A 13357-nucleotide genomic window follows, 5' to 3' on the forward strand; every position below is an offset into this window, starting at 1 on the left:
CAGGGCTTGCAACAGACTTCCTTTAACGGAATATTGAGTGATGTATAACTCATATAGAATGATTTTAAAACGAATCTTGAGGACTGTTGACTTCGCATTGTTGCGAAGTCAGGTTTTCTGTAAGGAGGGTGAATTGTGCAGAGGAATATTCCAAACAATGAGCTGAATGAACAGCATTTGGCAGCAGTTAGAGAAAATTATCTAAAATTACAAGCTGAGATACAGCTTTGGCAAGACAGTAAGGCTCCGGAGGCTGTAGCAGCAGTCCGTCTTGCCCAGACCTCACCTTATTTTACGCTCGATAGTTTACCCGAGGATAGCATTATAGAGTTGTGGGAAAGGCTAAATCAAGTTGCAGGTGATCCCCGGGAAGGTGTTGAATTGCGTGTCCTCCTACACGATTTCAAGAGAGGGGAGACTTTGGAGGACGCTATTGCCGCTCGGTTGCAATTAGCTCTGGCGGGTGTTGCCCAGGCTTGTCAGACGCGTGTTCCGGCTCCTAGTGAAGAGAATCAGCTTTTTGGTGCCTGCCCAGTCTGCGGAGAAAAGCATTTTATGACTGTTTTGGCTCGACCGTTAGGTAAACGCTATCAGAGATGCCTAGTTTGCAGCTATCAAAGACCTGTCAACGCTTCCGGATGCGCAAGCTGTGGCAGTGAGGATGCGAAAAACCAGACCTATCTTAAATCTGCAAACTATCCAGGAATTGAAGTGTGTGTCTGCTCTGATTGCGGTTCATACTTTAAGCAGGTGGATTTGCGAGAAATGAATGTCCAGGATTTGGTGTGGGAGGACATCCGCACGATGCCCCTCAATTATGCTGCAGAACAATGGCTTGCTGGACAAAAAGGGTGGAACTAATAAGTACAATTAGTGGAGATAATAAAGATAATTATTTGAAAATTATATTAGATATGGTATAACTATTAATGGGGATGGATGGATCCCGGTGGGTTCCGCGGACTTCAAATCCGTTGTCGGGTGGGTGATCCGGCCGAGGTAGGTTCGACTCCTACACATTCCCGCCATTAAACATGATGATGATTGCGATGGGCATGAGCAAGCGGCTGAGAGCTGCGGAATTCATGTCCCTTTACATAGGGAGGCATTGTTTTGGAGAAGGATCAACTACACAAAGCTCTACGAACCATCACTCCGATAAATGAAATCCTCGAGCACCCTGAAGTGGTGGCTTTGCTGCACAAGATTGGCAAGCCTATGCTTACTAGTACACTAACGCAGATCATAGATGAATACAGGGAACAGCTCCACGCTGACTCATCATTTGCGGAATCAATGTCCCCCCTCAATCGTCAGGAGATTACTGTTTATTTGATGGAGAAGATTAGAAGTAAAATTAGTGAGCAACAGAATATCGGCCTAAAGAAAGTAATCAATGCAACGGGCATTGTGCTTCATACTAATTTGGGAAGAGCACCTCTGCCTCGTGAGGCGATAGTTCAAATACACAAGGTTAATGAAGGGTACAGTAACCTAGAGTTCGATCTGGAAAGTGGACAGCGAGGCTCTCGTCATGCTCATATTGAGCCGCTCATTGCCCGCTTGACCGGTGCCGAAAGCGCGATGGTCGTCAACAATAACGCGGCAGCAGTGTTTTTAAGTCTGAATACTTTGGCTAACCAAATGGAGGTCATCGTTTCCAGAGGTCAGTTGGTTGAAATCGGGGGAAGCTTTCGTATTCCGGATATAATTTCCGCTAGCGGCTGTACTATGATCGAAGTCGGCACCACGAATAAAACGAAAGACCAGGATTACGCCCAAGCCCTTTCCGAAACTACGGCTGTTTTACTGAAAGTACATACCAGCAATTACCGGATCTCCGGCTTTACTACGGAAGTCTCACGTCAGGATTTAGTGAAGCTGGGTAGGGAAAAGAATGTGCTGGTCATGGAGGATTTGGGTAGCGGCTGCCTTTATGATCTGACCCAAATCGGACTGCCCTATGAACCTACAGTTCAGGAAGTTATCGCTAGCGGCGTGGATCTCATCACATTTAGTGGCGATAAATTGTTAGGCGGCCCGCAGGTTGGGGTAATCGTCGGTAAGAAGGCTTTGATTGATAAGATTAAGAAGAACCCTCTTGCCCGTATTGTCCGTTGTGATAAAAGTTCTATCGCTGCCTTGACTGCAGTATTGGCTATCTATCTGAACCCGGAAAAGGCTGTAGAACAAATTCCGGCTTTAAACATGTTGGATTTAAATGTGGAAGATTTATTGCTGAGAGCTCAGGAACTTGAAAGGCAACTGCTTGCTGTGCTAGGTGATCGGTGCCAGACTGAAATCGCGGATGTTGAAGACGAAGCAGGGGGTGGCTCTTTGCCCGATGTTTTGTTAAAGGGCAAAGCGATATCTCTAACGATAGTGGGATTGTCTGCCAATGAGCTGCAGATCCTTCTCAGAAAAGCAGCCATCCCGATTATAGGCAGAATACATAAGGATAAAGTCCTGTTGAATGTTCGAACGATATTGCCAACCGAGTTCCCAATTATTGCGCAGGCCTTGCAGGGCATCGTGGGGTGAATGGATGAAGAAGATTATCTTAGGAACAGCTGGTCATATTGACCACGGCAAAACATCACTTGTAAAGAAACTGACCGATATTGACACCGATCGTCTTGTGGAAGAAAAACGTCGCGGGATGACTATTGAACTGGGCTTTGCCGCCTTGACGCTACCTTCCGGTCAAATGCTGTCCATCATCGACGTTCCCGGACATGAGAAATTCGTCAAGACCATGGTGGCCGGTGCTACGGGGATCGATCTGGTCATGTTAGTCATTGCAGCTGATGAAGGAATCATGCCGCAAACCCGGGAACACTTAGATATTCTAAACCTTCTCAATGTAAAGTCCGGTGTCATTGCCTTAACGAAGACCGATCTTGTCGATGATGAATGGCTGGAAATGGTCACTGAAGATATTAAAAATGCAGTTCAGGGGACAACATTGGAAGGAAGCCCGATCGTCCCGGTATCCTCTGTAACGGGTGAAGGAATTCCTCAGCTGTTGGAAATTTTAGATGAACTTGCTTTGAAAGTACACGCTAGAGAGGGACGAGAGATGTTCCGGCTGCCCATTGACAGAGTGTTTTCCATGACCGGTCATGGCACCGTCATCACCGGAACCATAACCGGCGGCAAAGTAAACAAAGGAGATACTGTAGAAATATATCCTGCGGAGCTTACTGCGCGTGTCAAGGGAATTCAAGTGCATAATACCGGTGTTGAGGAAGCAACCGCAGGTGATCGTTGTGCTTTAAATCTCACCGGACTTGAAAAATCAGAAATTAAACGCGGGGATACGGCGGCACATGAAGGGACCTTGAATCCAATTCGTATTGCTGATGCTCTTGTCTACACTGTCAAAGGCAAAGGCAGCTTGATCCATAATCAAAGAGTGCATTTGCACAGTGGAACGAAGGAGGTTCTGGCTCGGGTCAGACTTCTGGGAGCGGATGAGATTACTGAGGGAAGTAAAGGCTATGTACAGCTGCGTTTTGAAGAACCGGTCGTAATTCTGCGTAAAGACCGCTTTATTATCCGTAGCTATTCACCAGAGGTGACGATTGGTGGTGGCTGGATCCTGTATCATACGACTAAAAACAGGCTGCGATTTGCTCCGGAGACCCTGGAGGCCATGGGCATCGGCGAAAAGGGTACTCTGGAAGAGTTAACCTCCTTGGTAATAAATTCTTCAGAAAAACCTCTTGGGATTGATGACTTATGGCAAGCTCTGAATGCAGATAGGAGTCAGGTCCAGGAAACCCTAGATCAAGAAGTTGCCTCAGGAAAACTCATTTTATTAAAGGAAACGTCTAAATATCTAAGTCACATTCAATTAGAAAAGTATTATACGAAAGTAATTGCTGCGTTTAGAAAAATGTACAGTAAATATCCCTATCGTTATCAAATCGATAAGGAAGAAATGAAAAGCGGTGTATTTCAGGTTATAGATCCGAAAGACTTTGCTGCTTTGCTCAATCACTTTATCACCAATCAACGACTTAAATCAGAGGGCAATTACTTGTCGGAACCTAACGAGATCGCCTTAGATAGAATCCTAGGCTCAAAGGAAATAGCCCTTATGGAGAAGGCCTTTTTGACCTATGGGGTGAACACCGGAAGTACCCAACAGGTTGCCAAGGATACCAACTTAAAACCGGTTGACATCGAGGAGATTGTCAGATTCTTTCTCAAATCGGGTCAACTAGTGGATCTGGGCCAAGGCATCCTCGTCCATAAAGAAGCTATGCAAACGGTCTTGCAAACCATACGCTCCTTAATGGATGCCCAAGGAACCATTAGCGTGGCGGAAGTCCGCGATGCTCTTCAGATCGGCAGAAAAACTGTTGTTGCTTATCTGGAGTATTTTGATAAGCTGAAAATCACCCTAAGAAAAGAAGATGTTCGCATACCGGGACCTCACTACCTAGATTTTTAATATGACTGGGCTTCCCTCAAGACAGCAATACTTCTAAAAGTATGCTAGAAGGCTTCGAAGAGAAATTCTCCTCGAAGCCTTCTAATATCTCTTTGTTAGAAATATCGAGAATGCTACATCAATACTTCTTATAGAGTATTGAATTAAAATCTCTTGAAACAAACTAGGCACACTATATAATAGAATAAGATTGAGAAAAGTACGACAAGAACAGAAGGGATCTTTTATGAATATTCCAAGCTTTAAGCCTTATTTGTCGGAAAAAGAAAAGAAGTATGTTATTGATGCCATGGAAAGAAGCCAAATAAGCGGAGATGGATATTACACTGAGAGGGTTACAGCTTTTATTGAGAATAGCTTTAAGGCACATAAGGCGCTGATGATGACATCAGGCACTCATGCTTTGGAGCTGGCGGCGATCCTCGCCAATCTGGGACCAGATGATGAGGTGATCATGCCTTCCTTTACCTTTTCTTCAACTGCCAATGCGGTATTGTTAAGAGGAGCGAAGCCGGTTTTCGCAGAAGTAGAAGCTAACACTTTAAACATTGATCCCGCAGACCTAGAGAGAAAGATTACCACAAAGACTAAAGCCATGATCCCTGTTCACTATGCCGGAGTAGCGTGCGACATGGACAGACTTATGGCAATTGCCTCGAATCATCATTTACAGGTTATTGAAGACGCCGCTCAAGGAGTGAATGCAAAATATCGGGGGCGGAATCTTGGAACCATCGGTGACTTTGGCTGTTATAGTTTTCATGGCACTAAGAACTATACCTGTGGTGAGGGTGGGGCCTTGCTGATCAATCAGAAAAATACTCAGCTTATCGAGAAAGCTGAGATCATTCGGCAAAAAGGCACGAATCGTTGTCAGTTTTTGCGTGGCGATGTGCATAACTACAATTGGCTTGATTGGGGTTCGAGCTATTCTCCTTCTGATATGCTCATGGCCGTATTGTTGGCTCAGCTTGAGGCGATGCAGGAAATTACGGAGAAGAGGAAAGCTGTGTACGCTGCCTATCGCCATGCTTTTGAACCCTATGAAAAGCAGGGGATCCTTAGAATGATGGAGATTTCCTCAGAGTGTGACGCCAATTATCATATCTTCTGGGTTATGTTCAATAGCCAAGCTATCAGAGACTTCGTCTTGGCAGAATTAAAAAGCAGGGGAGTGGCTGCTTCTTTTCATTTCCTACCTCTTCATAGCTCTCCGATGGGGAGAAAAATGGGATATAAGCCCAGTGATTTGCCGATCACAGAGAAATCAGCGCAAGGCTTGCTGCGTTTGCCCCTATATGCCGGAATGACGGAAGACGAGTATCACTTTGTCCTTAAGGCTGCTGAAGCCGTTATCGGCGGCTTGTGATTATGATGGAAAAGATGAGTGTTGTTGTTCCTGTCTATAATAGTCAGAAGACCTTAGAAAAGCTTTGTTACAGCCTTAAGGAAGCCCTAAATAAACTTAACCTTGATTTCGAGATCATTTTAGTTGATGATGGCAGTAAAGATGACAGCTTTGGCAAAATGCTTGAGCTGCATAGGGTGGAGTTACGAATCAAGGTCATTCAGCTCAAGAGGAATTATGGTCAGCAAAATGCTATTATGTGCGGTTTGCGTTATGCCACCGGAAACTATACAGTCATCATGGATGATGATTTGCAGAATCCTCCCGAGGAGATCGTTAAGCTTTGGCAGAAAATTCAAGAGGGTTATGATGTAGTTTACGGTTTGCCACCACTGTCCACTAAGAAGGTTCAAGGGTATCGCTATTGGGGTGGAGTGCTAAGAGACCTGCTCTTCAACCTCATGATCAACAAGCCTGCCGGAATCAAAGTGAGTAGTTTTCGTATCCTTCGTCAGGATTTAGTTGCCAAAATTATTGAGGACCGAACTTCTTTTGTCTACATTTCGGCGATTATCTTTAAACAGCGAGTTGTAGTAGGAAATATTGAAGTCGAGCATCATAAAAGGGAATCTGGGCAATCCAATTACAGCATCTTAAAATTAGTTAGGCTATATCTAAAGATTCTGCTTAACTATGGCCCGGGGATTGCCAAATTCGCAAGGACCACTCCCCCACAATATGAAATAGCGGAGATAAAACGATAAGCTATCATTACAAGATTGATTAGGGAGTATCTCAATGGTATTCCGTAAAGTGTCAGGAGGGAATAGCTCTGGCTAGATTGCTAATTCTAGGCGGGAGTAACATTCAGATTAATGCTATACTGCGGGCTAAAGGAAAAGGGCATACGGTGATCGTTGCCGACTATTTAGATGATGCCCCAGGGAAGAAGTTCGCTGAGTACAGCGAGTTGACCAGTACCTTTGATGCGCAAGGGTGCCTAGCTGTTGCCCGCCAGTATAGAATCGATGGCATTTTGACTGTTGGCACGGATCAACCCGTGTTGACTTGCGCAAAAGTAGCTAATGAATTAGGGTTGCCCTCTTTTTTAGGTGTTGAGCAAGCAAAAGCTGTAACTCATAAAAAAGTGATGAAGAAGATATTTAAGGAAAATGGAATTCCCAGCGCCGAATATCGACTCATCCAGGAGGATTTCGAGGAGGCTGAACTTAAGGGCTTAAGATTCCCAGTGGTCATGAAACCCCTAGACAGCCAGGGGCAACGTGGGGTTTATAAAGTCGAGTCTCTACAACAAATACGAAGCTTATTGCCTGATGTCTTAAGCTACTCCAGAGAAGATGAAATCCTAGTCGAAGAATTTTATCCGAGTGAAGAAATCACCCTGAGCGGCTGGGTTCGCAACGGCAAAGCCCATATCTTGACGGTGACAGACAGGCAAACAATTACAAATGGCCACCACATCGGCGTTTGTATTGCTCATAATTTTCCTTCAAAGCATCTTGCTAACTATCCTCAAGAGATAGAAGAGCTTACCAACAAAATAGTCAAGGCCTTTGGCATTCAAAACGGACCCATTTATTTTCAAATGCTGATCGGCTCGGAAGGTATCAAGGTCAATGAGATCGCTTGCAGGATCGGGGGAGCTTACGAGGATGAATTATTACCGGTGATTACGGGGGTAGATATTCTCGAAATGCTAATCCACCATGCTGCAGGGCAAGACATAGACTATACTGCCCTTGAACAATACGACTTTAAACATAATGCAAACCATGCATCTGTTCAAATGATTTTCACTGAGCCGGGAACAATCGGTAGGATGGTGCCCATGGAGGAAATAGTGGCTAGATCGGGGGCGATTACCGGCGGGTTCAATTATCAGGTGGGGAGTATGATTCAAGAAATCCAAAATGCTACTCAGCGAGTCGGGTATATGCTATTTCAGGCTGATTCTGCTGATCGTTTGAGATTTAAGATAGAAAAGGCTTTTGAGTGTCTGGAGATTAGGGATACACAGGGGAAGAATATGCTTATGGATTTGCTTTGTCGGAAATAAAACAGTAAGAAATCCAGTGCTAAAATCTGAAATAGATGACATGATGAACACTAGAGGAGGTAAATTTTATGAAGAGCAAAATTCTTTTACCTATCCTTGCCATAACACTTCTTAGCTTGACTTTAGTAGGCTGCAATACATCAAGTAAAGTTCAAGAAAATAAGCTGCAAATAAAGATTGCCGAGCAATACGGTCTTGCCTATGCCCCGTTACAGATTATGAAAGAAAAGCAGCTTTTAGAAAGCAAATTACCTGGAATCGAAGTAAGCTGGCGGCAACTCGGTAATACTACGGCTATTCGGGAGGCGATGTTGGCAGGGGAATTGGATGTAGGCTTTATGGCCATTCCACCTTTTTTGATCGGTTGGGATAAAGGCATGGAATGGAAGATTGCTTGCGGACTTTCCACCAGTCCCATTGGGCTGGTGGTCAATAAAGAATCGATTCAATCCATTGCGGATTTTACGCCGGAAGATAGGATAGCCTTGCCTCAGCCCGGAAGCATCCAGCATATTTTACTGGCCATGGCGGCTGACAAACTATGGGGGGATCCCAAGAGATTGGACAATCAATTGGTCACACTTGACCATCCTGATGGTATGAATGCACTGTTGGCAGGGAGTGAAATCAGTGCCCATTTTACGACGCCACCCTATTTATTTATGGAGCTTGAGGAACCGGGAATCCATCAAATTCTGGACGGCAAAGAGGTTATGGGAGAAGACTTTACTTTTGCCGTAGGTGTTACAACCGAGAAGTTCTATGAAAAACAGCCTGCGGTCTATGAGGCATTCCTTGAAGCATTGGCCGAAGCAATAAAATTTATGGAAGGTAATCCAACGGAAACGGTGAATATACTAGCCAAGGCCTATCAGATGGATGAAGCAGAGCTAGCAAATTATCTGGAGCGTTCGGATACCACCTATGGCCTTGAAGTTCAAGGTGTTATGGAATTTGCTGACTTCATGCAGAAATATGGACTGATCAAGGGCCAACCAGCTAATCTAAAGGAAGTAATTTGGGATGGTAAATAATGAATAACGAGTCTTACCACAAATTGAAGACCAGATTATTTTGGATGATAGCCATCCTAGCAGTTTGGGAACTGACCGCCCAAAGTGGAGTCTTTCCGACAGCCATTTTCCCGTCCTTGTTAATTATTGCAAGGGCCTTAGGCGATTCGGTTGTCAGTGGGGAAATCATCATTCAGACGGGTTTTTCCCTAGCCTTAATCCTCCAGGGGCTTCTCATCAGCCTGCTGGCGGCTATTATGATAAGCTCTCTGGCTATCAGCAATAAAATGGTTGACGGACTTGTAGATACCCTGGTAGCTATTGCCCATCCTTTGCCGGGAATAGCATTATTGCCTTTAATTATCATTTGGTTTGGCACCGACACGCTCTCCATTCTCGTTATTATTGTGCATTCGGTCATTTGGCCGCTGATTTTGAATATGATGACCGGTTTCCGATCCATACCGACCATCTACAAAGAGGTTGGCTTGAACCTAGGTTTAAATCGCTTTCGCATCATTAAGGATATCTTAATTCCGGCTTCCTTACCCTATGTGCTCTCCGGGTTGCGCATCGGTTGGGCTAGGGCGTGGCGAGCGTTGATTAGTGCGGAGATGATCTTTGGTGCTGTGGGCGCCAAAGGTGGTTTGGGGTGGTATATTTTCAAGCAAAGGGTTTTTATGGATACCCCCGGACTCTTTGCCGGACTCTTTGTGATTGTCCTGATTGGGATTATTGTTGAGGACTTTTTCTTTGCTGTAATTGAAGAAAGGACTATCAAAAAATGGGGAATGAGCTAATTCAACTTAAGTCGGTCGAAAAATATTATCAAGGATCAGGCAAAACTCTAAAAGTACTGGAGAATATCAATCTCGATATTCAGCAGGGAGAGATTTTAGCTATTTTAGGGCCTTCAGGATGTGGTAAAACCACACTGTTAAGACAAATTGCCGGATTTGACCACCCCCATACGGGGAACATCCTTATGGATGGCCAAGAAATTGTGAAGCCTGAAGTCAAGCGGATGATGATTTTTCAGGATTTTAACCAGCTCTTCCCTTGGCAGACCGTTATGCAAAATATTGTCTATCCCCTGCAAGTCCATCATGTGGGCGATAGTGTGAGGGCGAACCGCGAGATAGCCTCTAAGTATCTGAATTTAGTAGAACTGGACGGATTCGAGGATAGTTATCCTCACCAGCTCTCGGGGGGAATGAAGCAAAAAGCTGCTATGGCTCGGGCTTTAGCACTTCAACCCAAAGTTTTGCTTATGGATGAACCTTTCGGTAGCTTAGATGCCTTAACTCGTTTATCACTCCAGAACCTGCTCCTCAAAGTTTGGCGGGAAACCGGAGTCACGATTGTCGTGGTAACGCATGATATTCAGGAAGCAATACTCCTCTCGGAGCGGATTGTTGTGATGGGTCAGAGGGGGAGCGGAGGGATAAAAAGAATAATCCCCAATTCCTTGGCAAGACCAAGAGATGTGGGGACTAAGGGCTACGCTGAACTCTATGAGCAAGTATATGCTCTGTTGGATGTTTAATCATTAGGAGGGTGGGGCTTTGCTCCGCCCTTATTAATTAACCTTATATATGCGGATTTGCCAATCTTTTTGGTTAATGTATCGGGCAATCCGCATGCCGTACGATGGTTCAGAAAACTGATAGACCAGTTGACTTTTTGTTTGCAGGAACGATTGCATATCTTCGTAATATAAGGAGATATCCCCATAGAAATCGTTCCAGATGAGTCGATTCTCGTAGAGAAAATCCATTTCCTCGGGATAAATGATGTAGGCAATTTGGTTGCTCTCGATATATTCTTCAAAGGTTAAGTTGTGTTCCTGCAGGTAAGCCAGATTTCGATAATCGAAAAGCTTACCATTATCAAAATACATTTCTGCATTGAGATTGGCCAGCACGATGTCATCCTTCTCAACGACTTTTCCGATCTCTTGGAGATAACCGGCATAAGAGTGATTGAGGTAAGGAAGAGCATTCAGGACACTATTGGTGGTGATCAGGAAGAGGAGGAGTATCGCTAAACAGATCCTTATGTTTTTACGAATGAAGGTCAACACGAAGGTCACTAGAAGATAGAGAAAAGGGATAAGAAAGACAATACTAGGCTGGCTGTAGCGACCGATCAGAATAATCCCTATGTTGATGGCAACAATGATGAGGATAATACTAATGAAGATCTCCTTCATTTTTTTTTGCCCTGTTATCAATAGGAAAACGATGGATGCCACCAAGACTATGGCAAATAAATAAAATTCTAGTTGAATATTAGGGGTATAATATGTACCGCTAATTCCATAGAAAAGCTTCGAGTAATAGTTAGGAATTTCGGCAAGCTTGGCTGAGAGAGAATGGTTTACCCCAAATTGGCTGCCAAATTGAGTGTAATTGGCAATGAAGTTGGCATCAAAACAAAGGCTTAGAGCAATAAAAACCAGGGCGAAAGCCGTTACCGGGGCGATGTAAACGAATAAATCAGCGAGCTTAAGTTTTTTTGTAAAAGCAATATGGAAGATATAAAGAAAAACTATAGGCAGACAGATGATAAAGCTATTCGGATGCAAACCAATACTCATTCCGATGATCATCCCGAGAGCAAGATGATGGACAAGTTTCATGTTGGGGAGGCTCCGCGCAAAGAAGTTAAGCGAAAATATTAGGACGAATAATACTATAATTTCTTGGCGGGCGAAATGGGAGGCATAAATAAACTGAATATCCATGGCTAGCAAAAGGGTCGCGACCAAAGCCAAGGGTTTTGAATCGAAAATTCTCGTGCAGAGCCTGTGAAAAAAGAAAAGAGTAAGTAGACCAAACAGGAAGGACAAAAGCCGGATGGAAAAGATCTCATAACCAAAGGCCTTGATAAAAATAATCTGTAAGGTGTGGAAGAGACTCTTGATGGCATGAGGATGACGAGGGTAAAGGTCGAAGAATGCTTCGGTTACGGCGTAACTCCCGGTCTCCATAATATTTCTTGATAAGCCGCTTAACCAGGTTTCGTCGGAGTGGACAAAAGGAAAGCGGGTAAGAATGGGGAGTTGAGTGCTTATATAAATGATGCTTAAAAGGATATAGCTAAATTTTGAGGTGATGAAGGTTTTAAGCTGAGTCATTTCGGCACCGCCTGTATGTGATTTTTTCATGGCATCCTGAGACGTGGGTCGAATTGCACAATGATCAACTCGAATGCTTATTATGATGATAACACGAAAAAGGGCCCATAGGGGCTCTTTTTCGTGTATTGTACCCTATACCTAAGCAAGAGGATATCAAATTATATGATAGGGTATATCGTAATCTCTTATAACACAGATTCTGAATATTCATCTATAATGTGCTTGTATAAACTTTAACAAGTCGAATGAGACGCCACAGAAAAAAAGGAGGTAGATTATTTATGAAAAAGGTAAGGTTATTTCTCTCGGTTCTCCTAGTTTTATCCGTTGTGCTTTCAGGATGTTCGGCATCCAACACCCCGGCAACGACCCAACCTGCTCCGGCAGCAGCTGACAAGGCGCCAGCGGCAACACCGGCCCCTGAGGTCAATGTTGTAAAAGATGCTGCAGAAAAGTACTTTGCTGAGATGCCGGCAGATGTCTACAAAATTCCTGAAAAAGACTTTGTCGCAAAAGTCAAGGCTAACGAAGCGATGCTTGTCGTAGACATTCGTCAAGCCAAGGATTATGATGCCGGTCACATTAAAGGTGCAGTGAATCTTCCTTGGGGAGAAGCAATTGCTAAGAATCTCACTAATTTGCCTCAAGATAAACCCATCATGGTATATTGCTATACCGGTCAAACCGCAGGTCAAACAGTAGCTCTCCTAAATGTTGCAGGATTTAATGCGAAATCAGTGAACCTGGGCTGGAATCTGGGTATATCTAAAGTCGAGGGCGTAGCTGATGTGACTGAAACTACAGCAAATGCCTTACCCGCAGGTAAAACTGAGATTAAACCAGAGATCCAAACAGCTCTGAACGATTACTTCTTCAAAATGGCAGAGCTTAAAGGAACAACCTATGCTAACTACAAAATCAGTGAAGATGATGCCAAAAAAGCCTTAGATACTAAAGATCCAAGCGTCATGTTCCTATCTGTCAGAAAAGCTGAGGATTATGCTAAAAAACATATCGATGGAGCTATCAATATTCCTTTCGCTAAAGGAATGCAAGCTTCCTTTGCTCAGCTTCCCAAGGATAAGAAAGTAATTGTGTACTGCTATACAGGCCAGACAGCAGGCCAGACCGTAGCTATTCTCAGATTACTCGGCTATGATGCTGTATCTTTGAACTCCGGTATGGGTATGCCTTCGACACCTGGTTCTGGCTGGGCAAACAAAGGATTCCCTGTGGTTGGAACTGAAGCTCCTGCAGCTCAAGCCCCTTCCGGTCAACCGGCACCTTCGACAGGGGATAAGTCTTAATACGAGGATTC

General features: G+C 44.2%; 11 protein-coding genes and 1 tRNA gene. 11 read left to right on the plus strand and 1 reads right to left on the minus strand.

The window, feature by feature from the left end:
- Positions 1–135 precede the first annotated feature (135 nt).
- The 10 genes from AAC978_RS13530 (at position 136) to AAC978_RS13575 (ending at position 10443) form a co-directional block, all read left to right on the plus strand.
- A complete protein-coding gene (locus AAC978_RS13530) occupies positions 136–861 on the plus strand; it encodes a formate dehydrogenase accessory protein FdhE domain-containing protein (protein ID WP_341548595.1) in 726 nt (241 codons plus the stop codon).
- 70 nt (positions 862–931) lie between these two features.
- Positions 932–1028 (plus strand) — tRNA-Sec (locus AAC978_RS13535).
- An 85-nt stretch (positions 1029–1113) separates the two neighbouring features.
- Positions 1114–2541, plus strand: a complete 1428-nt coding sequence (gene selA / locus AAC978_RS13540) for an L-seryl-tRNA(Sec) selenium transferase (protein ID WP_341548596.1) — start codon at positions 1114–1116, stop codon at positions 2539–2541.
- A 4-nt stretch (positions 2542–2545) separates the two neighbouring features.
- The gene (selB, locus tag AAC978_RS13545) at positions 2546–4459 is read left to right on the plus strand and encodes a selenocysteine-specific translation elongation factor (protein WP_341548597.1); all 1914 of its coding nucleotides are present in this window, start codon (positions 2546–2548) and stop codon (positions 4457–4459) included.
- Positions 4460–4685: 226 nt separating this feature from the next.
- Positions 4686–5828 carry a dTDP-4-amino-4,6-dideoxygalactose transaminase gene (rffA, locus tag AAC978_RS13550; RefSeq protein ID WP_341548598.1) on the plus strand — a complete coding sequence of 381 codons (1143 nt, stop codon included), beginning with the start codon at positions 4686–4688 and terminating at the stop codon, positions 5826–5828.
- Between the two features lie 2 nt (positions 5829–5830).
- On the plus strand, positions 5831–6571 hold the full coding sequence (locus AAC978_RS13555) for a glycosyltransferase family 2 protein (RefSeq protein WP_341548599.1): 741 nt from the start codon (positions 5831–5833) through the stop codon (positions 6569–6571).
- A 77-nt stretch (positions 6572–6648) separates the two neighbouring features.
- Positions 6649–7884 carry an ATP-grasp domain-containing protein gene (locus tag AAC978_RS13560; RefSeq protein ID WP_341548600.1) on the plus strand — a complete coding sequence of 412 codons (1236 nt, stop codon included), beginning with the start codon at positions 6649–6651 and terminating at the stop codon, positions 7882–7884.
- Positions 7885–7952: 68 nt separating this feature from the next.
- Positions 7953–8918, plus strand: coding sequence for an ABC transporter substrate-binding protein (locus AAC978_RS13565; RefSeq protein ID WP_341548601.1), 966 nt, complete (start codon positions 7953–7955; stop codon positions 8916–8918).
- Positions 8918–9697 (plus strand): ABC transporter permease, encoded by a 780-nt coding sequence (locus AAC978_RS13570; RefSeq protein ID WP_341548602.1) that lies wholly within the window; start codon positions 8918–8920, stop codon positions 9695–9697. The genes AAC978_RS13565 and AAC978_RS13570 overlap by 1 nt, the downstream gene beginning before the upstream one ends.
- Positions 9682–10443, plus strand: a complete 762-nt coding sequence (locus AAC978_RS13575; protein WP_341548603.1) for an ABC transporter ATP-binding protein — start codon at positions 9682–9684, stop codon at positions 10441–10443. Before AAC978_RS13570 ends, AAC978_RS13575 begins: the two co-directional genes overlap by 16 nt.
- Before the next feature lie 33 nt (positions 10444–10476).
- Here AAC978_RS13575 and AAC978_RS13580 read toward each other — a convergent pair whose 3' ends face one another.
- Positions 10477–12066: a glycosyltransferase family 39 protein gene (locus AAC978_RS13580; RefSeq protein WP_341548604.1), complete on the minus strand. Its 1590-nt coding sequence runs from the start codon at positions 12064–12066 to the stop codon at positions 10477–10479.
- A 254-nt stretch (positions 12067–12320) separates the two neighbouring features.
- Between AAC978_RS13580 and AAC978_RS13585 the strand changes: the two genes are divergently transcribed.
- Entirely contained in the window at positions 12321–13346 is a 1026-nt protein-coding gene (locus tag AAC978_RS13585) for a rhodanese-like domain-containing protein (protein ID WP_341548605.1), read from the plus strand.
- Positions 13347–13357: the final 11 nt, after the last annotated feature.

It is taken from the genome of Desulfitobacterium sp. THU1, from assembly GCF_038181555.1.
Classification (GTDB): Bacteria; Bacillota; Desulfitobacteriia; order Desulfitobacteriales; family Desulfitobacteriaceae; genus Desulfitobacterium.